Genomic DNA, 25465 nt, shown 5'->3' on the forward strand with positions numbered 1-25465 from the left:
CAATGTGACCGTTGCGTCACGTATGACAACAGTTGTTCCGCATGTTGCAACAGTCGTCTTTTCCGTTGGGGACGTGGAAAGGACGACTGCGGACGTGCGAGCGATGCGTTGCGTGGGCGGTGAACGACGCGGCATCGTGAGCGGAGTGCGTGCGTTTTCGATGCCTGGCAGGGTGTCGACGCAGTGATCTCCGAACGACATCTCGCACGGCACGTCGACCGCGTGTTCGAGCGGGGCCGACGTGAACTCGGTCATGTCGATTCCTTTTGACGGAGCGGCAGTGCGTTCCTAGAATATGAGCACTTGCTCATATTCGAAATCCGCCTTCCCGCCATGCCCGAATCGTCCTCGCGCATTCCGCTCTCGCCGCGCAAGGCGCCGCGCCAGCGCCGCTCGGTGGCCACCGTCGATGCGATCGTCGAGGCCGCCGCCCGCGTTCTGGAGCGCGACGGCTTCGACGGATACACGACGAACGCGGTCGCGGCGCTGGCCGGCGTGAGCATCGGCTCGCTCTATCAATACTTCCCGAACCGCGATGCGTTGACGGCCGCGCTCGTCGAACGCGAGAGCGCGCGTCTGCTCGACGACGTCGACCGGGCGGCCGCGCTGTCGTCCTGCGACGACGTGCTGCGCACGCTGGTGCGCGGCGCCGTCGCGCACCAGATGCGCCGGCCGGTGCTCGCGCGGCTGATCGATTTCGAGGAGGCGCGGCTGCCGCTCGGCGCGCGCACCGCGCGCGTCGCGGACCGCATCCACGCGACGTTGCTGCATGCGCTCGGGCTGCGCGATGCGCCGCGCGTCGCCGCACCGGACGTGGTCGCGCACGATCTGCTCGCGATCGTGAAAGGCATCGTCGACGCGGCGGGCGCGCGCGGCGAGACCGATGCGGATGCGCTCGAAGCGCGGGCATGGCGGGCGGTACGCGGTTATCTCCGGGAGTCGCGCGAATCGAAACTTGCTTGATGCGCATGTTTCGTGCGACAGTCGGACCCGTTCGTACCACAACATGACGCGTATCGATCGAAGGCCATCGAGACGAACGCGCGCGCGAACGAGACCTTGTGCCGACCCACTCACCATTGAAAAAAGGAGGGGACACGCCATGACGTCACGTCGTGCCGCACCGCTTGCATCTCGCTTCCCGTCGCGTCAGTCGCGACCCGCGCCGCGTCTGCGCTGGGCCGCCGCACTGGCCATCGCCTATCTCGCCGTCGCCGGCTGCGCCGCGCAGGCCGACAATGCGCACCAGGCCGCCGCGCAAGCGGCCAGCGCGTCCGCGCTGCCTGCCGCCACCACCGCAGTTGCTCCCGCACCCGCGTCGGGCACGCTGCTGCCACCGCCGAGCCAGCTCTACGGCGACCTGTTCGTCGCGGTGCAGACCGCGCAGCTCTATCCCGACCAGAAGACCTTCGTCGACGCCACGCCCGATACCGATCCGGCGACGATCGTGCAGTTGTATCAGCAACAGAAATCGCAGCCGGGCTTCTCGCTGAAGGCGTTCGTCGACCAGCACTTCACGCCGCCCCCTGAGGGCGGCGTGACGCCGCCGCCGAACCAGACGCTGCGCCAGCACATCGACTGGCTGTGGCCCCAGCTCACGCGCACGAGCACCACGGCGCCCCCGTACAGTTCGCTGATTCCGCTGCCGAAGCCGTACGTCGTGCCGGGCGGCCGCTTCCGCGAAGGCTACTACTGGGACACCTATTTCACGATGCTCGGGCTGCAGGTGTCGGGGCGCGAGGATCTCGTCGACGACATGCTCGACAACTTCGCATACCTGATCGATACGGTCGGGCACATCCCGAACGGCAATCGCACGTACTACGTGAGCCGCTCGCAGCCGCCGTTCTTCGCGTACATGGTCACGCTCGCCGCGCAGGTCGAAGGCGACAAGGTCTACCAGAAATACCTGCCGGCGCTGCGCAAGGAGCATGCGTACTGGATGCAGGGCGAAACCACGACGCCGCGCGGGCAGGCGGCGCGCAACGTGGTCGCGATGCCCGACGGCGCGGTGCTGAACCGCTACTGGGATGCGCGCGACACGCCGCGCGACGAGTCGTATCTCGAGGACGTGACGACTGCGAAATCGGTGCCGTCCCGCCCGGCGAACGAGGTGTACCGCGACCTGCGCGCGGGCGCCGAAAGCGGCTGGGACTACAGCTCGCGCTGGTTCGGCGACGGCAAGACGCTCGCGACGATCCGCACGACCTCGATCGTGCCGGTCGACCTGAACAGCCTGATGTTCCATCTCGAGACGACGATCGTGAAGGGCTGCGCGCTCACGCGCGACATCGCGTGCGTGGCCGATTTTTCCGCGCGCGCGGGCAAGCGTGCGGCCGCGATCAATCACTACCTGTGGAACCGTCGCGGCTATTACGGCGACTACGACTGGCAGTTGCGCAAGCCGCGCGACGGCGTGACGGCGGCCGCGCTGTATCCGCTGTTCGCGGGCGTCGCGTGGCCGGAGCGCGCGAAGGCGACCGCGCGTGAAGTGCGCAAGACGCTGCTGCAGCCGGGCGGCCTCGCGACGACGACCGAGAACACGGGCCAGCAGTGGGATGCGCCGAACGGCTGGGCGCCGCTGCAGTGGATCGCGATCGACGGGCTGCGCCGTTACGGCGAACCGGCGCTCGCGAAGGACATCGGCACGCGTTTCCTGTCCGACGTGAAGCAGGTGTACGCGGCCGAAGGCAAGCTCGTCGAGAAGTACGTGGTCGAGGGCGCCGGCACGGGCGGCGGCGGGGGCGGTGAGTATCCGTTGCAGGACGGCTTCGGCTGGACCAACGGCGTCACGCTGAAACTGCTGGGGCTGTACGGCGAGTAATGCACGGCGCGGGCCGCGCGCTCGCATTGCAACCCAACGCACGGGCCGGACCGTCGCGCAAGCGGCCGTCCGGCCCGTGTTTTGACGCGGCAGGCATCAGAACGTGATCGTCGTGCGCACGCCGACCACCGTTTCGTCGCCGATGCGCGCGCCGGCCGCGTTCGGGTTCGGGATGCCGCCGCCCGGACGGAAGAAGTGCTGCAGGTCGGCCTGCACCTGCCACCACGGCGCGACCTGATACTGGTAGGTCGCCTCGATGACCGTCTCCGCGCGGCGCACCGGATAGCCGGGCGTCGTGTACGCGCCGGTGTCGCCGTCGAGGCCGCGCGCACGCGAGCCGATCTTTGCGTAGCCGATCGCGATGCCGGCGACGTCGTTGTCGCGTCCGGCGAACGGCGCCTTCAACGTCACGCCGGCGTTGGCCGCGAAATCGACGAGATTGCGGTCGCCCGGCGAGCCCATCACGCGCGCGAACACGCCGACCGAGCGCGGGCTGCCGGCCGACGGCCGCCACACCATCTGATCCGCGACCGCATAGAAGCCGTAGTTGCCGCGATGCGTGGCGGGCATGCCATTGCTGGCCGGATCGGCGAGCGACAACCCGTCGGTGCCGTAGCGCGGATCGTTCGCGTGCTGCGAGTGATACCAGACGCCGAGCTTGTACGTGCCGGGCAGGCCGGCCGGCTGCGGCGCCTTCGGATCGGCGGGCGGCGCGTTCAGCGCGTACTGCACTTCGCCGATCACGAATGCGCCGCTGCGCAGGTTGAAGTTGGTGCCGTGCGCGTTCAGCACCTGCGCGTCGCCGTCGCTGCGGCCGGCCGGGTTGCCGTCGAACACGCCGACCATCGCGGTCCACGCGTCGGCCGGTTTCACGCGCAACCGCACGCCGAGCGACGACAGCGGATACGCGGGGCCGCCGGACGGCAGGTCGGTGGACGGCAGCACGGGCCAGCCGAACGTCGCGTTCATGAACGTCGCCGCGTTCTCGCTCACCATGAATTCCTGGTCGACGCTCTGCTGGCCGACTTTCACGTCGACCTTGCCGTCGAGCAGCGACTGCTGGTACCAGAGCTCCCACAGGCGCGTGGTCGAATTGGCCTCGATGCCGGTCGCGGTCTGCAGCGTCTGCAGGTAGCGCTGCGTGAGGCTGGTGCCGTGGATCTGCAGCCCCGACACGTTGAACGTGCCGCCCGGCAGGCCGACCGCCTTGCCGGTATCGACGTTGAAACCGAATTGCGTGAGCCCCTGGTACGCGCCGCCGCGACCCGTGCCGCCGGACGTGTTGTACAGGTATTCGCTGGTTTCCTGCAGGCTCAGCGTGACGCCGTGCTCGTCGAGCACGTCACGCAGGCCGCCCATGTTGCCGAGCAGGTTCGACCGCTCCCACAAGCCGGTGGGCGCGGGCGCGGCAGCATCGGCGGCCTGTTGTGCGGGGGCAGCGGCAGCGCTCGCGCCGGCTGCCGGTTCGGTTGCGGCGGGAGATGACGCCTGCGCGAATGCGGTTGTGGCGGCGAGCGACAGCAGCAGCGTGGCGAGCGCATCGACGCGAAGCTTGCGCGGGACGGATTGCGGATGGTTCTTCATGTAGGTTCCGTTGGCAGTTTGATTAGTTAGGCTGAGGAAACGGGAACGTGATGCGGGACGCATGGCGAGACGGCCCGCACGGAGGGGGAGGGCTTACGGCAGCCAGCCGCCGACGCGCCACACCTGCGCGAAGCCGACGCGTGGCGCGACCGCGCACAGCAGCGCGGCGAGCGCGAGCGCGGCCGCCGTCGCGGCGATCAGCACGCAATCGAGCAGGCGGGGCGCTGCCGGCACGTGGGCGAGCGCGAAACCGCGCCAGTTGCCGAACGCGTGGGCGAGCGGCGAAAGGCCGGAAACGAACGAGCGGTTGCACGCGGCGTGCACGACGCGCTTGAGTCTGACCGCGAACGATGGAAAGAACATGACGCTGCCTCCGTTCCATCCGGCGAACGCCGGACGACGTGATCGAGCGCGGCTGCGTGACGCGGCCTGCGATCGGAGGGTGAAACATAACGGAGCGTGCGACTGACGAACCGGCGATGGCCGGCCCGGAGGAAGCGCGCTAACCCGACGAATGCGAGCTAGCGGCGTAAGACATGCGTCTGGCTGCTATCTCGCGATGGCGTGGCCGGCCTGGACCGGCATCGAACTGCAACTAGAGCATGTGTCCACGGAGGGACTCCCTTGATGAATTGGGGCGGATTGTAGTCGCGACTTTTGCTGCGGCGCAAGTGAAAAACGCACGAAAGATGCGCTGTGTGGCGTGTGCGTCGCAGTGAAGCGGGGCCGCCACGCGGCCGCCCGGCGATCGCAAAAAAGAGGCGCGGCAGGGCGCCGGGCCGTTGCTCGCACGCGTCGGCGCGCGGTTGGGCCGTGACGGCCCTGAAAGGTTTCGGAACGTTATTTCGGGGGCAAATCTTTCAGTCGCGTCGGGCGGGAAATTTATTTCGAAAAATGGGGTTTAAAGGGGTTGACTTCACTTTCGCGCGGTTCATAGAATCCGCCATCTTCACTCTTGGGGCCGCCGCCTTGGACGCCTGCAGTAGTCGATCTTCGAACGAAATTTCCGCCTGAGCGACCGACGTCCGCGCCTCATCGACGCCGCCGTTTGTCTCCCGGGCAAACGGTGCGCGCAGCAGTCATCCGCAGCAACTCCCTACGTGCACCCTGATTCGCGCCGGTTAGCGTGATGCGTTTTCGCATGCGTTGCCCGGTTTCACCGCCGCCTTGCAGGCGGCCGCGTTCGCGCATCCGTTCTCCGGGCGTGCGAATGCCGGCCCGCAAGCCGCAGGGCGGTCAACCGTGTTCCCCGGAACACCGCACAGGAGCCGCCATGAACGACAGTGACAGTTGTCCCTTATGCCCGTTGCATACACAGACCCTTTTGAACCCGGGTCGCGGGGACACGCCGGCCGACTAGCCTGACACGTCGTTCAGGCCCCGGACTGGCCCCGCGCCCACGACGCGGCCGGCACGCTTGCCGTCGCCGCACGGAGCCAGACCATGAACTTCGGCCTTCTGCCGACCCTTCCGCACGTCACGGAATCGCGCCACCACTACGACGCGATGCTGACGCTCGACGTCCGTCCGCGGGTGTTCATCCGCCTGTTGAACCAGTTGAAAGCGTTGATCCGCTGAAAAGAAGCGCCGAGCGCGCCTCGGCATGCGCACGCGCGCCCGCCTTCGAGCGGCCGTCCCGTGCGCATTCCAAGGTCACACGCTCATCGAATCGCATAACCCCTAGCCGTACGGAATACATCATGTCCACGCCCTCCAACGTCTCTCCACCGATCGCGGTCGAACGCAGCGCCGTGCTCGACGAAGCCCACCTGGGCGACATCCGCGGTGCGCTCGGCACCATCTCGCACCACGACACCGGCGCGCGCGGCACATGGTGGGCACGCCTGCGCACGCTGCTCGCGATCATCGGCCCGGGCCTGATCGTGATGGTCGGCGACAACGACGCCGGCGCGTTCGGCACCTATACGCAGGCCGGCCAGAACTACGGCACGACGCTGCTGTGGACGCTGCTGCTGCTCGTGCCCGTGCTGTACGTGAACCAGGAGATGGTGCTGCGCCTCGGCGCGGTCACGGGCGTTGGTCATGCGCGCCTGATCTTCGAACGCTTCGGCAAGTTCTGGGGCGCGTTCAGCGTGATCGACCTGTTCCTGCTCAACGCGCTGACCATCGTCACCGAGTTCATCGGCATCACGTTCGTGCTGGATTTCTTCGGATTGCCGAAGGTGGCCGGCGTATGCGTGGCCGCCGCGCTGACGATGGCCGCGGTCAGTACCGGCGATTTCCGGCGCTTCGAGCGGTTCGCGATCGGGCTGTGCGTGCTGAGCCTGCTGCTCGTGCCGGTGCTCGTGTCGATCCATCCGCCCGTCGCGCAGATGACGCGCGATTTCTTCGTGCCGAACTGGCCCGCGCACGCGAAGCTGTCGGACGTGATGCTGCTCGTGATCGGTGTCGTCGGCACGACGGTCGCGCCGTGGCAATTGTTCTTCCAGCAGAGCTACGTGATCGACAAGCGCATCACGCCGCGCTTCATGAAATATGAAAAGGCCGACCTGTGGATCGGCATCGCGTTCGTGCTGGTCGGCGCGGTCGCGATGATCGGCTTCAGCTCCGCGTTGTTCAGCGGCCATCCGGAAGCCGGCAACTTCACCGACGCGGGCGGCGTCATCGCGGGCCTCGAGAAGTATGCGGGCCGCACGAGCGCGACGCTGTTCGCGGTCGCGCTGCTCGACGCGTGCATCATCGGCGCGGCGGCCGTGTCGCTGTCGACCGCGTACGCGATCGGCGACGTGTTCAAGATCCGTCACTCGCTGCATCGCGGCGTGACCGACGCGAAGGGCTTCTATCTGGTCTACTTCGGCATCGTCGCGGCCGCGGCCACGCTCGTGCTGATCCCGGGCAGCCCGCTCGGCCTGCTGACCGAAGCCGTGCAGACGCTGGCCGGCGTGCTGCTGCCGAGCGCGACGGTGTTCCTGCTCGTGCTGTGCAACGACCGCCAGGTGCTTGGGCCCTGGGTCAACTCGACGAAGCTCAACGTGTTCACGGGCGCGGTGATCTGGGTGCTGGTGCTGCTGTCGATCATCCTGACCGCATCGGTGATGTATCCGGACATCAGCGGCGAAGCGATCGTCGACGTGCTGGTGGGCGGCACCGTGCTCGCGATCGCCGGCTATCTGGCGACGGTATTGGTTCGCCGCAACAAGCGCGTCGTCGAGCCGGGCATCGACCGCTCGCTGCGCGACACGTGGCGCATGCCGCCGCTCGATACGCTCGAGCCGCAGAACATGACGCTCGCGACGCGGATCTGGATGGCCGTGCTGCGCGGCTATCTGGTGATCGCGGTCGGCCTCGTGATCGTGAAGGTCGTGCAGATGACGCTGCTGAAGTAACGGCGCTCGTCTGCCAGCAAGCGGCGCCGGACCCGGCACCGCGCCGCAACCCGCACATGCCGGCCCGTGAGGCCGGCATGTGCGTTTACGCAGGCGATGACACGCAACGCGCCGCGCCGCCGCGCGTCAGATCAGCTCGAGCTTCGACGTCAGGTACGTGAGCTGGATCCGGTTCGCGACGCCGAAGCGCTTGCGCAGCTTGCGCAGGTGATAGTCGACGTTGTGCGCGCTGGTGTCGAGGCGCCGGCCGATCTCCTTGTCGGACGCGCCTTCGGCGATGCCGAGCAGCAGCTCCTGCTCGAACGGCGTGAGCCCGTTCACCGCGCGCTCGCGCGACGTCGAGATCAGTTGCGGCGACGCGAACTTGTGGACCGACAACCCGATCGACAGCGCCTGTTCGATCGTCGCCGGCGTGATCCATTCGCGCGTGCGACGCGGCGCGGTGAAGCTCATGAACGCGTGCAGCCGCGTGCCGGGCACGGCCATCGAATACATGATGCCGCTGCACATTCCGTCGTCCTGCATCGTCTGCAGGAAGCCGTCGAGCGCGGCCGGGCTCACGCACGGGCCGTCGTCGCGCTCGCGGTGTTCGCGGCGCAATTGCTGCAGGTCCCACACGATCGGCATGTTGCACACGCGCGCGCCGAGCGTGCGCGGATCGACGTCGTGATGGTTGTGCCGCACGTAGTCGCCGCGATAGGTGGCCGGTGTGAACGCTTCGTGCAGGTAGAGACTTTCGACGCGCTCGCGCGCGAATTCGAGTGCGAAGTACGCGAACGTCGAGAATCCCGTCAGATGCAGCAGGCTCGTGACGATCCGGTTGCGCTCGGCCGTGCTCTGCGCGTGCGCGAGCGTATCGGCGACGCCGAGCTTCGGCGCGTGCGGCTGCGCGTCGTCGCCGCGTTTCACGTCGTCGCACCAGACGACCTGCACGGCGCGCTCACGCAGCCCGTCCGCGCCTGCGTTCAAGCCGCGCGACGCGCGAGGCAAGGTGGTTGGGGCGACCGCTTCTTCATGCAATGCAATATCGGACATGAGCCATCCCTCGGAATCGACGCGCATCGCCTGGCGGCGGCCGTATCGTGTACGGCATTCGCGGCGGTGCGACCGAGCATCGTTGTGATATGCGCCGATCGTCATCCCTGACGAAACGCGGGGGCATTGTACAAAAATGCCGGTGTGTGGGTAATATGCCGTAATACTAATCGCGGCGAAAGGTTCATGTTCGTACGCATATAACGACGACCAGAAAATCATAAAGAAAAGACCAGATCGTGACGGGGCGCAGTTTCACATATTGGGAAAGGGCGGGCTCCTCATGACATATGCTGACGGCGCACCACGCGTCGAATGGTTCTCACAATCCGATATAGCGGCCGCGGCCGCTTATTCGAACGAATATCACGCAATCGAGCGCGACGTTTTTACCGGTATTCAAATAGCGCCCGGTAAAACCGACCTCGCGTCATTCGATTTCGCGCAATGCCATGCGCGATTGCGGCAAATCGGATTCAGTACGCTCGGTTACGGCGCGTACGAAATGATCGGGCGGCGCATTCTGCGCGCGCATCTGCTGCGCGACCTCGCGCCGGCGACGTTCATGCAGCCGTTCATCGAAGGGATGCTGTACGACAGCGACCCGCGCTTCGCGCAGGTGCGGCAGAGCGGCTTCCCGGTCGCGTGGCGGCTCGACGAGATCGAGGCGGCCGCGCAGGGCAGCGGCGACCGCAAGGTGCTGGCGCTCGCCGGCCACTTGCGTGCGCACGCAATGAACAGCGGCGTGATCTTCAGCCTGTCGGCGCCGCGCCTCGACCTGCGCGTCGCGGTGAACCTGACGTCGGAGACGCACGGGATCGACTGGATCGACGATCGCGTGATCGGCGGCGCGTTGTCGGTCAGCCTCGCCGTGCATCGCGTCGCGCTGCCGTTCCTCGAGGCGCGGGTCGCGCGCATGCGCGGCTTCGCGCTCGCCGACGAGCAGCAGCAGGTGCTCGACCGGCTGGTGCACGGACTGTCCGACCAGGAGATCGCGAGCGCGCTGCGTACGTCGCTGCACAAGGTCGGGCACCATATCCGCTCGCTCGAAAAGCTGTTCAACGTGCAGAACCGCGCGCAGCTCGCGTACCTCGCCGCGCGGCGGCTGCCGTCCTGACCTGACGCCTGTCGGCGGCACGCGCCGGCGCTCCGGCGGGCGATGGAAGCGGTTCCGGCGGCGCGTGCCCGAACGTGCCGCCGGGTTTCGTAGTCCGATTCGATCGTCTGAGGAAAACGCGCTTTCACGCTACGAGGCGCGCTTCTTTTTCCACCGTTTCCCGTCGCTACACTCGTCCCATTCAATGGTCCGCGCGGCATGGGGCAGGGTCGCCCGTGCCAGCCGGCGACAACGACAGGACGACGGCACGATGGCTGAACCGAAGGCGCTCCCCCGCGACTGGCAGCGGTTGTTTTCCGCCGGCCGCGGCGTGTCCGGACGGCGCCTCGGGGGCGCGTCGCCGCGCGCCGACCTGTTCCTCGCGACCTTCATCGTCGCGGTCGTCGCGCTGTTCATCCTGCCGCTGCCGCAGGCCGCGCTCGACGGTATGATCTCGCTGAATCTCGCGGCGAGCGTCGTGCTGCTGACGGTGTCGACCTACGTGCCGTCGGCGGTCAGCTTCTCGTCGTTTCCCGCGCTGCTGCTGTTCACGACGCTGTTCCGGCTCGCGCTGAACATCGCGTCGTGCAAGCTGATCCTGCTGCATGCGAACGCCGGCCACGTGATCGACGCGTTCGGGCGGCTGGTGGTCGGCAACAACGTGGTGGTGGGCGGCGTGGTGTTCCTCGTGATCGCGGTCGTGCAGTTCATCGTGATCGCGAAAGGGTCGGAGCGGGTGGCCGAAGTCGGCGCGCGCTTCTCGCTCGACGCGATGCCAGGCAAGCAGATGAGCATCGACGCGGACCTGCGCGCGGGCATCATCAGCGCCGACGAAGCGCGCGAGCGCCGCGAGAAGCTCGAGCAGGAATCGCAGATGCACGGCGCGATGGACGGCGCGATGAAGTTCGTGAAGGGCGACGCGATCGCGGGCCTCGTGATCGCGTTCATCAACATCGTCGCGGGGATCGCGGTCGGCACGCTGATGCACGGGATGGACATCGGCGAGGCGCTGCAGCGTTACGCGATCCTGACCGTCGGCGACGGGATGGCGTCGCAGATTCCGTCGCTGCTGGTGTCGATCGCGGCCGGCATCGTGACCACGCGCGTCGCGACGCGCGATGCACGGCAGCGGCAGCTCGGCGAACAGCTCGGGGAGCAGCTGGGCGCACACCCGCGCGCGCTGCTGATTGCGGCGTTCGTGCTGTCCGGTTTTCTCGTCGTGCCCGGTTTTCCGAAATGGTCGTTCGCGCTGATCGCGCTCGGCCTCGGCGCGTTCGCGTTCTCGCAACTCAAGCGCAAGACGTCCGCGCCGAGCTTCAACCTGATTCATGTCGCGGGGCGCGTCGGCGCGGCCGACGATGGCCAGCCGGCAAAGGTGTCGCACGCGGCGGGCGTCACGTCGCTGATCGCGGTGTCGCTGTCCGACGACCTGCGCACGAGCCTGAACCTCGCGCAACTGCAGGCGGCGCTGTCGAGCGCGAAGGCGCGCGTCGACGCGGACATCGGCACGGTGTTCCCGCGCATCACGCTGAACGACGACGAGGCTGCGGCGGCCGGCACGTACCGGATCTACCTGCAGGACGTGCTCGTCGCGCACGGCGCGCTGAAGCCGGGCTGGCTGCTGTGGGACGGCGTCGCGCCGCTGCCGGAGCGCGCGGAGCGCCAGCCGGCCGAGGCGTTCGGCCCGTTCGCGACCGCGCTGTGGATCAAGCCCGACGGCGCGGCGCCGGACGGCAAGTGGCTGTCGAGCGAGAGCGCGCTGGCCGCGCACGTCGAGCAGATCGTGCGCCAGCATGCGGACGAGCTGCTCGGCATCCAGGAGACGCAGGCGCTCGTGCATCTGGTGCGCCGCGATCATCCGGAGCTCGTCGGCGAACTGACGCGGCTCGTGCCGCTGCAGCGCGTGACCGAAGTGCTGCGCCGGCTGCTCGCCGAACAGGTGCCGATCCGCAACTTGCGCGTGATCTTCGAGAGCCTGATCACGTGGGCGCCGAACGAGCCCGACGACGTGATCGCGCTGGTCGAACTCGTGCGCGTCGACCTGCGCCGGATGATCACCGATCGTCACGCGGGCACGGCGCGCCAGCTGCGGGTCGTGCTGTTCGAGCAGAACCTGCAGGAGCGGATCGAAAGCGCGGTGATGCGCACGAAGCAGGGCAATTTCCTCGCGCTGTCGAGCGCGGTCAAGCAGGACATCGGCGAGCAGGTGCGCGCGATCGTGCAGGCGGCGCAGGCGGCCGGCCCCGGCGGCCCCGGCGGCCACGGCAACGCGCCCGGCGCCGCGCGGCTCGCGGTGATGGTCGCGCTCGGCGCGCGCCGCTACGTGAAGACGATCCTGCAGCCGGTGCTGCCCGAACTCGCGGTGCTGTCGTACCAGGAAGTCGAGGAGGACGTGCAGTTGCATACGGTCGGCTGGGTGAAGAACCCGCCGGACGACGGCACGGTCGGCGCGGGCGCCGACGTGCGCGCGCCGGGAGCCGTGCAATGACGAGCTCGACGATCCTCGACCTGACGCGCCAGGCGCTGATGCTCGTGCTGCTGCTGTCGCTGCCGATCGTGCTGATCGCGACCGTCACGGGCCTCGTCGTCGCGATCCTGCAGGCCGTCACGCAGGTGCAGGACGCCAACATCGGCATCGCGGTGCGGCTGATCGCCGTGATGGTCGCGCTCGTGCTGCTGTCCGGCTGGCTCGGCGGCGAAGTGCTGCGCTTCGCGCAGCAGGCGCTGGAACGCATGTTCGTTTCTTCCACAGGAGTCCTTTGATGCGTCGACGCGTCGCCTCGATCCGGTTTCAACCGCGCAGCCTGCAACGGGCCGCGCTCGCCGTGTGCGCGACCGCGCTGCTCACGGCGTCGCTGTGCATGGCGCCCGCGCAGCATGCGCGCGCCGCGGACCTGCGCTGGCGCAACAAGCCGTTCACGATCGTCGCGAACGGCAAGAAGATCGGCGACTTCATCCGCGAGCTGGCGTCGTCGCAGGGCGTGACGGCGGTGGTCGACCCGAAGGTCGACGGCGTGATCAGCGGCCGCTTCTCCGGCACGCCGCAGCAGACGCTCGACACGATCTGCTCGACCTACGGGCTCACGTGGTACTACGACGGCTCGTTCCTGTACGTCGATCCGGCCGACCAGTCGCAGACGCAGATGATCCCGATCCCGCCGAATGCGTCCGGCGAGATCGGCCGCGCGCTGCAGGCGATGCAGATTCCCGACAAGCGCTACACGCTGGTGATCAACGACCGCTCGAACAGCGTGTACGTGGCCGGCCCGCGCCGCTACGTCGAACTCGTGCGGCAGGCGGTCGGCTCGGTCGGCGATCCGGCGGCGAACGGCGCGCATGCGGACATCCGCGCGTTCCGGCTGAAATACGGCTGGGCGTCGGACTTCACGATCAACCGCTCGGGCAAGGAGGTGACGGTGCCGGGCGTCGCGACGATCCTGCGCCGGCTGTTCGGCAAGACCGGCGACACGACCGCGGCGCCGTCGAGCACGCCGCTCGGGCAGGCTGCGCGCCAGGTGAAGCTCGGCTCCGGGCTGACGATCGCGGTGCCGCGGCTCGATTTCCCCGATATCTCCGGCGGCCCGCGGCAGGGCGGGTATGGCGGTGCGGACGGCGGCACGGGCGGCGGGTTCTCGCCGTTCTCGAACAACGGCGGCGGCGACACGCTGCCGCAGATCGTCGCCGATCCGGCGATCAACGCGGTGATCGTGCGCGACCTGCCGGAGAACATGTATCGCTACCAGTCGCTGATCGGCCAGCTCGATGAGCGGCCGCGCATCGTCGAGATCAACGTGACGATCATCGACATCAACGAGGATTCGCTCGACAGCCTCGGGATCGACTGGCGCCTGCACACGACGCACGGCGACGTGCAGATCGGCAACGGCCAGAACGCGCTGAACGGCAACACGCAATACAACGGCGTCGGCAACCCGCCGCTGACGTTCGGCATCGGCACGTCGGAAACCGGGCAGACGGGCACCTTCATGCCGACCGGCATCGCGCTGACCGCATCGATCGGCGGGTCGCTGCGCAACTACCTGCTCACGCGCGTGAACGCGCTCGCGCAGAAAGGCCAGGCGCAACTGCGATCGAAGCCGAAGGTGCTCGCGCTCGACAACACCGAGGCGATTCTCGAGAACCTCACGCAGTTCTACGTGCAGGTGCCGGGCTATCAGGATTCGTCGCTGTACAGCGTGACGACCGGCACCAGCATCAAGGTGACGCCGATGATCGTCGACGAGGCGATCCGCAATGCGGCCGCCGTGTCCGCGGTAGCCGTTCGCAACCCACAGAGCGTGATGATGTCGATCGACATCCAGGACGGCAACATCGTGCCGGGGCAGGCCGTGTCGAACGTGCCGGTGATCCAGCAGCGCAACATCGTCACCAAGACGATGATCGACGAAGGCAAGAGCCTGCTGATCGCCGGGTTCAACGACGACGAGGTGCGGCTGAACAAGAGCGGCGTGCCCTGGCTGTCCGACATTCCGCTGATCGGCAACCTGTTCAAGTACACCGACAAGTCGGGCAACCACATGGAGCGGTTCTACCTGCTGACGCCGCGCGTCGTGACGAACGCGTCGATGTACGCGCCGGATGGCTCGCCCGTCAATCCGGGCGTCGACGGTCCGGCGAGCCAGGAAGGGATGTCGATGTATCGGCCGCCGGACAACGACGTCGCGGTGCCGCTGACGCCGAAGCCGTTGCCCGGCACGAAGTTCGGCCCGCCCGCGTTGCCGGCGCCGCCGTTGGGCGCGGCGTCGCAGCCGGCGGCGACGACCGCAGGAGTGGTCACGCATGTCGACGAGCATCATTGATCCGCACGGCGACGGCGCGTTGCCCGGCGGCGCGGGAAGCGCGGGGGGCGGGGCGGCCGCGCTCGCGTCGCCGTGGAACCTGTGCTTCCTGAGCGGGCCGATGTACGGCCGCACGATGTCGCTCGCGCGCGGCGCGAACTGGGTCGGCACGGCGGCCGACTGCGAAGTGATCCTGCCCGATCGCGAGATCGGCGCGAAACAGGTGTGCCTGCAGGTCGGCGCGCTCGCGGTGACCGTGCAGAACCACGGCGGCGACACCGGCGCGCCGGTGCTGTTCAACGACGAACCGCTCGGCAGCGGCCGCCGCTCGCTGACGCCGAACGACGTCGTGACGGTCGGCTCGATCCGGCTCGGCATCGCGCGGCATGCGCAGGCGAGCGTCGCGGTGCCCGACGAAACCGATGCGCCGGACGCCGCGCGCGAGGCCGCGTGGCTCGGCTGGCTCACGGGCGGGCTGCGGCGGCTGGGCAGCCGGCGGCTCGTGATCGCGCTGGTCGCGCTGTGGATCGGCGTGCTGCTCGGCGCGCTCGGCTACGGCTTCGTCGCGTGGTCGGGGCGGCTGCCGTGGCAGCACGAATCGGTGCTCGCGCGCACGCACCGGCTGCAGCAACTGCTGCATGCGTATCCGGAGCTGGCCGTCGCGCCGCGCGACGACGGCGTGATCGTGTCGGGCTACGTCAGCGACCCGGCCGCGCGCGAGCGCGTCGCGCAGATCGTCGCGGGCGTCGACAACGCGGCGCTCGGCAACCTCTACGTGGTCAGCGATCTGGTCGCGACCGCGCAGACCTATTTCAGCGATACGACGCTTGCGGTCACGTATCTCGGGCGCGGCCGCATCGAGCTGACGGGCACGGCCGCGCGCGCGCAGATCGAGCCGCGCATCCGCAACTACATGAAGGACGCGCGGCCGGCGCTGGAGGTGGTCGATCACGTGCGCGACGCCGATGCGGCCGCGCCGCGCACGGCGACGACGCTCGGCGGCACGGCGGGCATTCCGGAGATCACGACCGTGTTCGCCGGCGACGGCGACCAGCGCTACATCGAGACGGCCGACGGCAGCCGCTATTTCGAGGGCGCGCGGCTGAAGGAGGGCGCGAGCGTCGTGTCGATCGGCCCGGACGAAGTGGTGTTCGAGCGCAACGGCCAGCGCATCACGAGGCCGCTTGGCGGCCCGTCCGCGCATGCACCGGAGCAGGCGCCCGCGCCGCCCGTGGCGCCGCTCGCGAGCGGGGCGGCGGCGGGCGTCGCGCAGCCGGTGCCGGGGCCGACGCTGTTGCCCGATGCGCCGGCAACGCCGGCCGTCGCGGCGGCCGGCGCATCGAAGGGCGCGACGCACTAGGGTCGCGACAGGATCTGCGCAGCGCGTTTCGCGATGCGCGCATTACGCGACACGCCGCGCGCATGCGGCGCGTCACGTCGCCGGCGGGGCATGGGGCCGCCGCCGGAAGGTGGAGTGTGTGGTTCACGTAAAGGAGCGAAGCATGGGTACCTCGGCAGCAGGTGGTGTGACGAACACGGGCGACGTGCAGAAGCAGGCCGACGACCTGACCAAGACGCAGCTCGAACTGACGAAGATCAACTTCCAGGTTCAGCAATCGACTGCGACGTTCGAAACCAGCAACGCAGTGACCGCGCAGGAAGGGACGGCGAACGCCCAGGTTGCGCAACACCTGAGTTCCGCCGGCCGCGCGTGACGCCGGTCGCCGGCCGTGCCGCGCGACGCCGTATGCCGGGGCGGCCCGTGACGGGCGCTCGGCGAGGCGTGGGCGCGTGCCGGCCGGCCCGTTTCCGGCTTTGCCGGTCAAGGAGGACACGATCATGTCGGTAACAGGCGTAGGCGCGGCGCCGCCGGGCGCGGCTGCGCTCGCGAGTGCCGCGCAGCAAACGGGCGCGGCGTCCGATCCGGCGCAGGTACGCCAGTTCGATGCGCTGATGCAGCCGGGCGCATCGGCGGCCGCCCCGCCCGCTGCGTCGGGCGTCGCGATGTCGCGCGCGCCGGCGGATGCGGCGCCGGCCGTGCAGATGACGCCCGCGCAGGCGAACCAGTCGTCGCTCGTCGAGCGGTTGCGCACGTACGGCAACGATCTCGATTCGCGGTACGCGAACATCGACAAGCACCGCAGCGAGATGCTGACGTCGATGGCGGACAGCCGCAGCGACCCGCTGATGACGATGGTGAAGGCGATGGATTTCCAGTGGACGGCAACCACCACGATTTCGGAATACCAGTTGAGCCTGTCGGTTGCGCAGGCGGCGAACGGCTTCACGCATACGGTGCTGAAGACGCAGGAGTGAAAGCGCGCGTGGGCCGGAGGCGGCCTCACGCGCCCTGAAGCGGACAAACGATGACGACGATCGATTCGACGCCGCGCACGCATGCGTGGCGCAGCCGGGCGGCGCGCGCGCTGCTCGCGGGGCTGCTCGTGCTGTTGGCCGGGTGCCAGAAGGAGCTGTACTCGGGCCTGTCGGAGCGCGACGCGAACCAGATGATCGCGGTGCTCGGCGACGCGGGCATCAGCGCGTCGAAGGACAACGATGCGCGCGACACGTCGGACCGCAACGCGTGGCTCGTGAGCGTCGCGGACGGCGACATGCAAGCGGCGCTCACGGTGCTGCAGGCGAACGGGCTGCCGAAGCCGAGCTATGCGAGCCTCGGCGAGCTGTTCCAGAAGCAGGGCCTCGTGTCGACGCCGGCCGAGGAGCGCGTGCGCTACCTGTACGGCGTGTCGCAGGATCTGTCGCGCACGCTGCAGGACATCGAGGGCGTGGTGGTCGCGCGCGTGCAGGTCGTGATTCCGGAGAACGATCCGCTCGCGGACAAGATCAAGCCGTCGTCGGCCGCGGTGTACATCCGCTACCGGCCGGGCGTCGACCTGCGCGCGATGGCGCCGATGGTCAAGGATCTGGTCGCGCACAGCATCGAAGGGCTGCAGTACGACAACGTGTCGCTGTTCCTGCAGCCGGCCGCCGCGCGCGCGACGCGCGTGGACGGGATCGGCAGCGCGGTGTCGGACATCCTGCGGCTGCGTTCGCCGCTCGGCTGGCTGGTGTTCGCGCTGATCCTGCTGACCGCCGCGGTGATCGCGCTGTCGGCCGCGCGGCGCGGGATGTTCGGCGCGCGGCTCGCGGGCCTGCTCGGCGCGCCGCGCGGCGCGAATGGGAGCGCGAACGGCGGCGGCGGTGCGGCTGCGCAGCACGCAGGCGGCGGGTTGCGCACGCCGGACGGCGCGCGCGACGGCGCATGAGCGAGCCGCACGCGCCGCCGCCGGGCGAGCCGTACGACGCGGCCGCCGCATCCGAGGCGGCGTTGCTGCCGTGGCTGCACCCGCTGGCGCCGCCGCCGGCCGCGCGTTCGGCCGCGTTTCATGCGCTCGTCTGCGACTTCAACCTGCGGCCCGACCGCTATCTGCACGTGACGCGCGTGCCGGCCGACTGGCCCGCGCGCTACCGTTCGCCGGACGCGTTCGGCGCGGCCGGCCGCAAGCTGCTCGCGCGGCACCTGCTCGCGTCGAACGGCGTGGCCGACCGGCACGACTTCGACGTCGCGAACCCGTGCGCGCGGCTCGCGCTGCTGCCGGGCGCGGCGCTCGAGCAACTGGCCGCGTATGCGGGGCTGCTGCTGCATCGCGCGTGGCTGCGCGACGCGCTGGCCGGGCGGCGCATCCGCGCGGAAGTCGCGGCGCGGCTCGGCGGCGATGCGCTCGAACTCGCGCTCGAACGCGCGCCGGAATTCGGCGCGCTCGCGGAAACGCTCGAACCGTGGCGCGCCGATCCCGCCGCGCTGCCGGTCGTGATCCGCGCGCGCGGCGGCCGGCTGCTCGCGGATTTCATCGGCGTGGCCGGCGACGCGGTCGCGCGGCGCGTGCGCCTGAAATTCAACCGCGCGATCGACGACGAAGCGCCGTACTGGCTGAACCGCGCGCAGCGCGACCAGTTCGGCGAACTGATGTTCCTGTTTCTGATTCCCGAGAGGCTTGCGTCATGGGACTGGCTTTTCTGATCACGAGCGACAACCTGCAGCTGCTGTCGGAGCGCAAGGTGCTCAAGGAGCGCGAATACGCGGTGCTGCTCGACGCGTCCGCGGTGATCGCGACCGCGCATGAAGAGGCCGCGCGCATCGTCGCCGACGCGCAGCGCGAATTCGACAAGCGCCAGGCGGCCGGCTACGACGAAGGCATGCGCCGCGCGCAGCGCGAGCAGGCCGCGCAGGCGTACACGCAGGCGCTCGCCGCCACCCGCACGATGGAGACGATGAAGGACGCGATGGCCGATATCGTCGTGAAGGCCGTGCGCGCGATCGTCGGCGAGATGAGCACGCAGAAGCTGTACGAGGCCGCGCTCGCGCGGATCGCGCCGCTCGTGCGCGACGAGGCGTTCCTGATCGTGCGTATCGCGCCCGGCCGCACCGACGAGATGCGCGACGCGCTGGACGGCGCGTTCGCCGGGCAGTCGAACCGGCAGAAGATCCGCATCGTCGAGGACGCGCAGCTCGAACGCCACGCGTGCACGGTCGAGACGCCGTCCGGGCGCATCGACGCGAGCCTCGACCTGCAGATCGACGCGTTGCGCCAGGCGATCCGCCGCGACGCGCTGAAGGGTGCCGCGCGATGAACGCGCCGCTCGACGATCCGCCACCGTTCGGCGACGACGACGGCGCGCCGTTCGATCGCGGCCGCCTGGTCGGCGAACTCGACGCAGGGCTCGCGTTCTTCTCGCCGGTGTCGGTGCAGGGCCGCGTCAACCACGCGGTCGGGCAGATATTGAATGCGACGGGTATCCGCGCGCGGCTCGGCGAGATCTGCGAGCTGCGCACGCCGAACCAGCCGACGCTGCTTGCCGAGGTGGTCGGCTTCTCGCGGCAGACGACGCTGCTCACGCCGCTCGGCGACGTGGCCGGGCTGTCGCCGGAAACGACCGTCGTGCCGTCCGGGCGCGAGCATGTGTTCCCGGTGGGCGAGGCGCTGTTCGGCCGCGTGCTCGACGGGCTCGGCCGGCCGCTCGACGATCGCGGGCCGGTGACGGGCGCCGCGTGGGTATCGACGCAGCAGGACCCGCCGAACCCGCTCGCGCGCCAGATGATCGACACGCCGTTTCCGACCGGCGTGCGCGTGATCGACGGGCTGATGACGCTCGGCGTCGGGCAGCGGGTCGGCATCTTCGCGCCGTCGGGCGTCGGCAAGAGCACGCTGCTCGGGATGATCGCGCGCGGCGCGCAGGCCGACGTGAACGTGATCGCGCTCGTCGGCGAACGCGGTCGCGAGGTGCGCGAATTCATCGAGCACAGCCTGTCGCCCGAGGTCCGCGCGCGTTCGATCGTCGTCGTGTCGACGTCCGATCGTCCCGCGATGGAGCGCGTGAAATCCGCGCTGGTCGCGACCGCGATCGCCGAGCGCTTCCGCGATGCGGGCAAGCGCGTGCTGCTGCTGGTCGATTCGCTGACGCGCTTCGCCCGCGCGCAGCGCGAGGTCGGCCTCGCGAGCGGCGAGCCGCCGACGCGGCGCAGCTTTCCGCCGTCGACGTTCGCGGTATTGCCGCGCCTGCTCGAACGCGCGGGGCAGGGCACGCACGGCTCGATTACAGCGCTCTACACGGTGCTCGTCGAAGGCGACGAGGAATCGGACCCGATCGCCGAGGAAGTGCGCTCGATCCTCGACGGCCATATCGTGCTGTCGCGCAAGATCGCGCTCGCGAACCGCTACCCGGCGATCGACGTGCTCGCGAGCCTGTCGCGCGTGATGCCGCTCGTCGCGAGCCGCGCGCACCAGCATGCGGCCGCGCGCGTGCGCGAGCTGATCGCGAAGTACCAGGAGATCGAGCTGCTCGTGCAGATCGGCGAGTATCGCGAAGGCAGCGACCGGCTCGGCGATCTCGCGCTGCGCGCGCGCGACGCGATCGGCGCGTTCTGCGCGCAGGCATCGGACGAGGACGTGCGCTTCGACGCGCTGCTCGCGAAGCTGACGAAGCTGGCGAACGATCATGTCTGAAGCCGACGACCGCCTCGTGCTCGCGACGCTCGCCCGTCTGAAACGCGTGCGCGAGATGCGCAGCCAGATCGCGCGCGTCGCGGCCGCGCGCCAGCAAGGCATCGCCGCGCAGAGCCGGCGCGCGCTCGCGGCCGCGCAGGCGCAGCTCGCGCAGCAGGTCGCCGCGAAGGCGGCGATCCAGACGCGCCTCGCCGACGACGTGCGCGAAGCGCGTGCATTGCAGGACGCGGCGGCCGATACGCGCACGTTCGACCGGCATATCGGCACCGCGAACGCGTCGGTGAGCGAGGCCGCGCACCTGCATCGCGGCCACGAGGCGACGCTTGCGGACCTGCAGCGCGCCGCGCGCAAGGCGAAGGCCGCCGAGGACAAGCTGGAGAAAGCCGGCGAGAAGGCGCTGCACGCACGCGCCGCGCGGGTCGAGCGCGACGCCGATGAAGTCGCGGACGGCTATGCGGTGCGGCGCTTCGCGACGGGCGGCACCTGGGTGGCCGGCGCGGGCGACGTGGCTGGTCATGCGTTCACGCCGCCGGAGGCCGCGGCCGCGTTCGATGCGGCGATGACTGAAGCGGAAACGGGCGCGGGCGCTGAAATCGCCGCTGAAACCGACGCCTCCGCCGCACCCGACGACCCCACCCCGCCCGCCGCCGCGGAGCGCCGATGCTAGACCAGGCCGCGGGTTTCAACGACGTCGCGGGCATGCTGCGGCCGCTGCTCTACGTGATGCCGCGGCTGCTGCCGATCATGTTCGTCGTGCCGGTGTTCAACGAGCAGATCATCACGGGCCTCGTGCGCAACGGAATCGCGGTCGTGATCGCCGCGTTCGTCGCGCCGACGATCGATGCCGCGCAGGTCGCCGCGCTGCCGTTCCTGATGTGGTGCCTGCTCGTCGCCAAGGAGGCGATGGTCGGCATGCTGCTCGCGGGCGCGTTCAGCGCGGTGCTGTTCGCGATCCAGGGCGTCGGCTACCTGATCGACTTCCAGACCGGCAGCGGCAGCGCCGCGTTCTTCGACCCGATGGGCGGGCACGAGGGCGGCCCGACTTCCGGATTCCTGAATTTCGTCGCGATCGCGCTGTTCGTCACCGCGGGCGGGTTGCAGGTGCTCGTGCAACTGTTCGCGCAGTCGTACGCGTGGTGGCCGATCGGCTCGCTCGGCCCCGATTTCTCGTCGATGCTGCAGACCTTCATCGTGCGGCAGACCGACACGATCTTCGAATGGATGGTGAAGCTCGCCGCGCCGGTCACGATCGTTCTGGTGCTCGTCGAGCTCGGCATCGGCCTGGTCGGCCGCGCGGTGCCGCAACTCAATATCTTCGTGTTCTCGCAGCCGCTGAAGAGCGCGCTCGCGCTGCTGATGATGATCCTGTTCCTGCCGGTGGTGTACGCGTCGCTGCATTCGCTGCTGAGCCCCGACAGCGGGCTGATGGCGCTGCTGCGCGCGCTGTTCGCCGCGCACGGCGGCGGCTGAGCGCGCGGGAGCCGACATGGCCGAAAAGGACCAGAAGCCGACCGCGAAGCGCCTGCGCGAGGCGCGCGAGAAAGGCGAGGTGCCGAAGAGCGCGGAAACGGTGTCGTCGGCGTTTTTCGTCGGCGTGTGCGTGGCGCTCGCGGTGGGCATCGGCTCGCTGTTCGCGCGTGTGCAGGCGCTGTTCCGGCTCGTGTTCGACGCGGTCGGCGCGGCCGATCCGTCCGCGCGGCTCGCGGCGCTGATCGACGGCGCCGCGCGCGACTGGGCGACGCTGTCCGCGCAGATCGTCGCGGCCGGCCTGCTGGCGGGGCTGCTTGCGGGCTTCGTGCAGGTGGGCGGCGTGATGGCGTGGAGCCGCCTCGTGCCGCAGTTGTCGCGGCTCAATCCGGCCGAGGGGATGAAGAACCTGTGGTCGCTGCGCAACCTCGTCAATCTCGCGAAGATGCTGCTGAAGACGGCGCTGCTCGTCGCGACGCTCGGCTGGCTGATCGTCGAGTCGCTCGATCCGTCCGTGCAATCGGGCTTCACCCGGCCGGTCTCGATCCTCGCGCTGATCGTGAAGCTGCTGATGCTGCTGTTCGGCTGGGCCGCGCTGATCTACATCGTGATGGCGCTGATCGACATCGTGCACCAGCGGCACGAGTTCAACCAGAAGATGAAGATGTCGATCGACGAAGTGCGGCGCGAGCACAAGGAGGACGAAGGCGATCCGCACATCCAGGCGAAGCGCCGCCAGCTCGCGCGCGAAGCGCAGTTCGCGTCGCTGCCCGACCGGATCGGCTATGCGTCGGTGGTCGTCTATTCGCCGCGCGTCGCGGTCGCGCTCTACTACGGCGGGATGGGCTCGCTGCCGTGGGTGCTCGCGCGCGGCGAGGGCGACGCGGCCGAGCGGATCGTGCGGCTGGCCCGCGACGCGCTGCGCCCGACGCTCGCGAACGTCGGGCTCGCGCAGGCGCTGTACGAGACGACGCCCGAGAACGGCACGATCCAGCCGCAGCATTTCCGCGAGGTCGCGCAGTTGCTGAAATGGGCGACCGGCGCGGGGTGAGGCGGCGTGGCGGCGCTTGCATCCGCATGCTGCCCTTTTTTCGGGGCCCGTCAGTCTTGCCGGCCCTCGAGTCGGATTCGATATGGCCCCATGGCGCGACCATGTGCACGCCGCGCTTGACGTCCATTTTTTTCCGGATACCGCCAACATTCACTGGTGAATTATTGCTGATTTATTTCTTCGTAATATGGCTCGACCGTCACGCCCGACGGCGGGCCGCGAGGTTGCGCCACCCGTGACGGACCAGGTCAACAGGGGCAGACAAATCAATGTGCGGAATCGACGGCTTTCTGAATAGCGTCGCCTTCGATGAGGAGACAGCGCGCGGCACGCTCGCGCGAATGACGGCGAGCCTCGCGCATCGCGGGCCGGACGGGCAGGGCATCTGGGTCGACCCGGAAGCCGGCATCGCGCTCGGTCACCGGCGGCTCGCGATCGTCGACCTGTCGGTGCACGGCCGGCAGCCGATGGCTTCCGCGTGCGGCCGTTACGTCCTCGTCTTCAACGGCGAAATCTACAACCATCGCGAACTGCGCGCGGAGCTCGAGCGCGCGGGGCGTGCACCGGCGTGGCGCGGCCACTCCGACAGCGAGGTGCTGATCGCGGCGATTGTCGCGTGGGGCGTCGAGGCCACGTTGCGCCGCGCGACCGGCATGTTCGCGTTCGCGCTGTGGAATCGTGCGTCGCGGGTGCTGACGCTCGCGCGCGACCGGATCGGCGAGAAGCCGCTCTACTACGGGCGGATCGGCGACGCGCTCGTGTTCGCGTCCGAGCTGAAGGCGCTGCGCGGTTATCCGGGCTTCGACGGCACGATCGACCGCGACGCGCTGTGCCTGTACCTGCGCCAGTCGAGCGTGCCCGCGCCTTATACGATCTATCGCGGCATCCGCAAGCTGCCGCCCGGCACCTACATCCAGTTCGAACATGCGCGCGACACGCCGCGCGTGCGCACGTACTGGACGCTCGAACAGGCGATCGAGGCGGGCCGCGCGCAGCCGTTCGAGGGCAGCGCCGACGAAGCCGTCGACCAGCTCGACGTGGTCCTGCGCCAGGCCGTCGCGCGGCAGATGGAAGCCGACGTGCCGCTCGGCGCGTTCCTGTCGGGCGGCATCGATTCGTCGGCGATCGTCGCGCTGATGCAGGCGCAATCGGCGTCGCCGGTCGACACGTTCACGATCGGCTTCCACGAGGCCGGCTACGACGAAGCCGGGTACGCGAAGGCCGTCGCGCGCCATCTCGGCACGCGCCATACCGAGCTGTACGTGACGGCCGACCATGCGCTCGGCGTCGTGCCGAAGCTGCCGTCGATCTACGACGAGCCGTTCTCCGATGCGTCGCAGATCCCGACCTTTCTCGTCTCCGAACTGACGCGCCGGCACGTGAAGGTGAGCCTGTCCGGCGACGGCGGCGACGAGCTGTTCGGCGGCTACACGCGCTATTTCCTGACGCCGCGCCTGTGGCGCAAGCTGCATCGCGTGCCGGCGGCGGTGCGCGCGCGGATCGCCGCGGCCCTGCATGCGTTGCGGCCCGATCACGCGGACCAGCTCGCGGCCGTCGCTCAGGGCGCGTGGGGCGGCGGCGTGGAGGCGCGCGAATCCGCGACGCGCATCGGCGATCGCCTGCACAAGCTCGGCCACGTGATGACGGCCGAGAGCCGGATCGGGCTGTACCGGCTGCTGATGTCGTCGGTGCATCATCCGGAGCGGCTCGCGCTGTCGGGGCAGGAGCCGCCGACGCCGCTCGACACGGTGTCCGCGTGGCCCGCGCACCTGAGCTTCGCCGAGCAGGCGATGGCGATCGACACGCTCACGTACCTGCCGACCGACATCCTCGCGAAGGTCGATCGCGCGGCGATGGCCGTGAGCCTCGAGACGCGCATGCCGTTCCTCGATCATCACGTCGTCGAATTCGCGTGGCGCGTGCCGGCGTCGGTGCGCTTGCCGGAAGGGCAGTCGAAGGCGCTGCTGCGCCGGCTGCTCGACCGGTACGTGCCGTCCGCGCTGATCGACCGGCCGAAGCAGGGCTTCTGCGCGCCCGTCGACCACTGGCTGCGCAGCGCGCTGCGCGACTGGGCCGACGCGCTGCTGCGGCCGTCGCGCTTGCGCGAGGAGGGTTTCTTCGATGCGGCGGCGGTCGAGCGGCTGTGGCGCCAGCACCAGACGGGCCGGATGAACTGGCAGCATCAGCTGTGGACGGTGCTGATGTTCCAGGCGTGGCTCGAACATCAGCGGGCGGGGTGATGCGGCGTGCCGCGCGC

22 protein-coding genes are annotated in these 25465 nt (G+C 69.3%); 19 read left to right on the plus strand and 3 right to left on the minus strand.

The genetic code is table 11. The features are described 5' to 3' along the window. The first annotated feature begins 333 nt into the window (after positions 1-333). Both HWX14_RS10225 and treA read left to right on the plus strand, forming a co-directional pair. Complete coding sequence (locus tag HWX14_RS10225; protein ID WP_175882610.1) at positions 334-963, plus strand: TetR/AcrR family transcriptional regulator; 630 nt, start codon at positions 334-336, stop codon at positions 961-963. A gap of 139 nt (positions 964-1102) precedes the next feature. Then, positions 1103-2824: an alpha,alpha-trehalase TreA gene (gene treA / locus HWX14_RS10230; RefSeq protein ID WP_175882611.1), complete on the plus strand. Its 1722-nt coding sequence runs from the start codon at positions 1103-1105 to the stop codon at positions 2822-2824. Positions 2825-2920: 96 nt separating this feature from the next. Here treA and HWX14_RS10235 read toward each other — a convergent pair whose 3' ends face one another. Both HWX14_RS10235 and HWX14_RS10240 read right to left on the minus strand, forming a co-directional pair. After that, on the minus strand, positions 2921-4408 hold the full coding sequence (locus tag HWX14_RS10235; protein ID WP_175882612.1) for a carbohydrate porin: 1488 nt from the start codon (positions 4406-4408) through the stop codon (positions 2921-2923). Positions 4409-4501: 93 nt separating this feature from the next. After that, entirely contained in the window at positions 4502-4771 is a 270-nt protein-coding gene (locus tag HWX14_RS10240) for a hypothetical protein (RefSeq protein ID WP_175882613.1), read from the minus strand. 1080 nt (positions 4772-5851) lie between these two features. Here HWX14_RS10240 and HWX14_RS36730 point away from each other — a divergent pair. After that, positions 5852-5986 (plus strand): hypothetical protein, encoded by a 135-nt coding sequence (locus HWX14_RS36730; RefSeq protein ID WP_279611803.1) that lies wholly within the window; start codon positions 5852-5854, stop codon positions 5984-5986. A 122-nt stretch (positions 5987-6108) separates the two neighbouring features. Further along, complete coding sequence (locus HWX14_RS10245) at positions 6109-7755, plus strand: NRAMP family divalent metal transporter (protein ID WP_175882614.1); 1647 nt, start codon at positions 6109-6111, stop codon at positions 7753-7755. A 126-nt stretch (positions 7756-7881) separates the two neighbouring features. On the opposite strand, the gene HWX14_RS10250 is transcribed toward HWX14_RS10245, so the two are convergent. Further along, complete coding sequence (locus HWX14_RS10250) at positions 7882-8790, minus strand: LuxR family transcriptional regulator (RefSeq protein ID WP_175882615.1); 909 nt, start codon at positions 8788-8790, stop codon at positions 7882-7884. 283 nt (positions 8791-9073) lie between these two features. Between HWX14_RS10250 and HWX14_RS10255 the strand changes: the two genes are divergently transcribed. The 15 genes from HWX14_RS10255 to asnB all read left to right on the plus strand — a co-directional run bounded on the left by HWX14_RS10255 (position 9074) and on the right by asnB (position 25448). Then, positions 9074-9907, plus strand: coding sequence for an autoinducer binding domain-containing protein (locus HWX14_RS10255; RefSeq protein ID WP_175882616.1), 834 nt, complete (start codon positions 9074-9076; stop codon positions 9905-9907). Between the two features lie 250 nt (positions 9908-10157). Beyond that, on the plus strand, positions 10158-12374 hold the full coding sequence (sctV, locus tag HWX14_RS10260; protein WP_175882617.1) for a type III secretion system export apparatus subunit SctV: 2217 nt from the start codon (positions 10158-10160) through the stop codon (positions 12372-12374). After that, the gene (gene sctS / locus HWX14_RS10265; RefSeq protein ID WP_006480854.1) at positions 12371-12649 is read left to right on the plus strand and encodes a type III secretion system export apparatus subunit SctS; all 279 of its coding nucleotides are present in this window, start codon (positions 12371-12373) and stop codon (positions 12647-12649) included. The genes sctV and sctS overlap by 4 nt, the downstream gene beginning before the upstream one ends. After that, on the plus strand, positions 12649-14706 hold the full coding sequence (gene sctC, locus HWX14_RS10270) for a type III secretion system outer membrane ring subunit SctC (protein ID WP_175882618.1): 2058 nt from the start codon (positions 12649-12651) through the stop codon (positions 14704-14706). The genes sctS and sctC overlap by 1 nt, the downstream gene beginning before the upstream one ends. Then, on the plus strand, positions 14687-16045 hold the full coding sequence (sctD, locus tag HWX14_RS10275) for a type III secretion system inner membrane ring subunit SctD (RefSeq protein ID WP_175882619.1): 1359 nt from the start codon (positions 14687-14689) through the stop codon (positions 16043-16045). The genes sctC and sctD overlap by 20 nt, the downstream gene beginning before the upstream one ends. Before the next feature lie 142 nt (positions 16046-16187). Then, the gene (locus tag HWX14_RS10280; protein WP_006480857.1) at positions 16188-16400 is read left to right on the plus strand and encodes a hypothetical protein; all 213 of its coding nucleotides are present in this window, start codon (positions 16188-16190) and stop codon (positions 16398-16400) included. Positions 16401-16524: 124 nt separating this feature from the next. Beyond that, positions 16525-17001 carry a hypothetical protein gene (locus HWX14_RS10285; protein ID WP_175882620.1) on the plus strand — a complete coding sequence of 159 codons (477 nt, stop codon included), beginning with the start codon at positions 16525-16527 and terminating at the stop codon, positions 16999-17001. 50 nt (positions 17002-17051) lie between these two features. Continuing rightward, a complete protein-coding gene (gene sctJ, locus HWX14_RS10290) occupies positions 17052-17951 on the plus strand; it encodes a type III secretion inner membrane ring lipoprotein SctJ (RefSeq protein ID WP_175882621.1) in 900 nt (299 codons plus the stop codon). Then, a complete protein-coding gene (locus HWX14_RS10295; RefSeq protein ID WP_175882622.1) occupies positions 17948-18706 on the plus strand; it encodes a SctK family type III secretion system sorting platform protein in 759 nt (252 codons plus the stop codon). Before sctJ ends, HWX14_RS10295 begins: the two co-directional genes overlap by 4 nt. After that, positions 18688-19317, plus strand: coding sequence for a type III secretion system stator protein SctL (gene sctL, locus HWX14_RS10300; RefSeq protein WP_175882623.1), 630 nt, complete (start codon positions 18688-18690; stop codon positions 19315-19317). Before HWX14_RS10295 ends, sctL begins: the two co-directional genes overlap by 19 nt. Beyond that, a complete protein-coding gene (gene sctN, locus HWX14_RS10305) occupies positions 19314-20690 on the plus strand; it encodes a type III secretion system ATPase SctN (protein WP_175882624.1) in 1377 nt (458 codons plus the stop codon). The genes sctL and sctN overlap by 4 nt, the downstream gene beginning before the upstream one ends. Then, complete coding sequence (locus HWX14_RS10310; protein ID WP_175882625.1) at positions 20683-21357, plus strand: hypothetical protein; 675 nt, start codon at positions 20683-20685, stop codon at positions 21355-21357. The genes sctN and HWX14_RS10310 overlap by 8 nt, the downstream gene beginning before the upstream one ends. After that, positions 21351-22160, plus strand: coding sequence for a type III secretion system export apparatus subunit SctT (gene sctT / locus HWX14_RS10315; RefSeq protein ID WP_175882626.1), 810 nt, complete (start codon positions 21351-21353; stop codon positions 22158-22160). Before HWX14_RS10310 ends, sctT begins: the two co-directional genes overlap by 7 nt. Positions 22161-22176: 16 nt before the next feature. Continuing rightward, complete coding sequence (locus tag HWX14_RS10320) at positions 22177-23208, plus strand: EscU/YscU/HrcU family type III secretion system export apparatus switch protein (RefSeq protein ID WP_175882627.1); 1032 nt, start codon at positions 22177-22179, stop codon at positions 23206-23208. A gap of 269 nt (positions 23209-23477) precedes the next feature. Further along, complete coding sequence (gene asnB / locus HWX14_RS10325; protein WP_175882628.1) at positions 23478-25448, plus strand: asparagine synthase (glutamine-hydrolyzing); 1971 nt, start codon at positions 23478-23480, stop codon at positions 25446-25448. The last annotated feature ends 17 nt before the right edge of the window (positions 25449-25465 follow it).

This window comes from Burkholderia sp. BCC0044 (assembly GCF_902832955.1).
Taxonomy (GTDB): domain Bacteria; phylum Pseudomonadota; class Gammaproteobacteria; order Burkholderiales; family Burkholderiaceae; genus Burkholderia.

Excerpts from the sequence above, each read along its gene's own strand:
- HWX14_RS10225 (WP_175882610.1), top strand. The coding sequence starts at position 334 with ATGCCCGAATCGTCCTCGCGCATTCCGCTCTCGCCGCGCAAGGCGCCG.
- treA (WP_175882611.1), top strand. The coding sequence starts at position 1,103 with ATGACGTCACGTCGTGCCGCACCGCTTGCATCTCGCTTCCCGTCGCGT.
- HWX14_RS10235 (WP_175882612.1), bottom strand. The coding sequence starts at position 4,408 with ATGAAGAACCATCCGCAATCCGTCCCGCGCAAGCTTCGCGTCGATGCG.
- HWX14_RS10240 (WP_175882613.1), bottom strand. The coding sequence starts at position 4,771 with ATGTTCTTTCCATCGTTCGCGGTCAGACTCAAGCGCGTCGTGCACGCC.
- HWX14_RS36730 (WP_279611803.1), top strand. The coding sequence starts at position 5,852 with ATGAACTTCGGCCTTCTGCCGACCCTTCCGCACGTCACGGAATCGCGC.
- HWX14_RS10245 (WP_175882614.1), top strand. The coding sequence starts at position 6,109 with ATGTCCACGCCCTCCAACGTCTCTCCACCGATCGCGGTCGAACGCAGC.
- HWX14_RS10250 (WP_175882615.1), bottom strand. The coding sequence starts at position 8,790 with ATGTCCGATATTGCATTGCATGAAGAAGCGGTCGCCCCAACCACCTTG.
- HWX14_RS10255 (WP_175882616.1), top strand. The coding sequence starts at position 9,074 with ATGACATATGCTGACGGCGCACCACGCGTCGAATGGTTCTCACAATCC.
- sctV (WP_175882617.1), top strand. The coding sequence starts at position 10,158 with ATGGCTGAACCGAAGGCGCTCCCCCGCGACTGGCAGCGGTTGTTTTCC.
- sctS (WP_006480854.1), top strand. The coding sequence starts at position 12,371 with ATGACGAGCTCGACGATCCTCGACCTGACGCGCCAGGCGCTGATGCTC.
- sctC (WP_175882618.1), top strand. The coding sequence starts at position 12,649 with ATGCGTCGACGCGTCGCCTCGATCCGGTTTCAACCGCGCAGCCTGCAA.
- sctD (WP_175882619.1), top strand. The coding sequence starts at position 14,687 with ATGTCGACGAGCATCATTGATCCGCACGGCGACGGCGCGTTGCCCGGC.
- HWX14_RS10280 (WP_006480857.1), top strand. The coding sequence starts at position 16,188 with ATGGGTACCTCGGCAGCAGGTGGTGTGACGAACACGGGCGACGTGCAG.
- HWX14_RS10285 (WP_175882620.1), top strand. The coding sequence starts at position 16,525 with ATGTCGGTAACAGGCGTAGGCGCGGCGCCGCCGGGCGCGGCTGCGCTC.
- sctJ (WP_175882621.1), top strand. The coding sequence starts at position 17,052 with ATGACGACGATCGATTCGACGCCGCGCACGCATGCGTGGCGCAGCCGG.
- HWX14_RS10295 (WP_175882622.1), top strand. The coding sequence starts at position 17,948 with ATGAGCGAGCCGCACGCGCCGCCGCCGGGCGAGCCGTACGACGCGGCC.
- sctL (WP_175882623.1), top strand. The coding sequence starts at position 18,688 with ATGGGACTGGCTTTTCTGATCACGAGCGACAACCTGCAGCTGCTGTCG.
- sctN (WP_175882624.1), top strand. The coding sequence starts at position 19,314 with ATGAACGCGCCGCTCGACGATCCGCCACCGTTCGGCGACGACGACGGC.
- HWX14_RS10310 (WP_175882625.1), top strand. The coding sequence starts at position 20,683 with ATGTCTGAAGCCGACGACCGCCTCGTGCTCGCGACGCTCGCCCGTCTG.
- sctT (WP_175882626.1), top strand. The coding sequence starts at position 21,351 with ATGCTAGACCAGGCCGCGGGTTTCAACGACGTCGCGGGCATGCTGCGG.
- HWX14_RS10320 (WP_175882627.1), top strand. The coding sequence starts at position 22,177 with ATGGCCGAAAAGGACCAGAAGCCGACCGCGAAGCGCCTGCGCGAGGCG.
- asnB (WP_175882628.1), top strand. The coding sequence starts at position 23,478 with ATGTGCGGAATCGACGGCTTTCTGAATAGCGTCGCCTTCGATGAGGAG.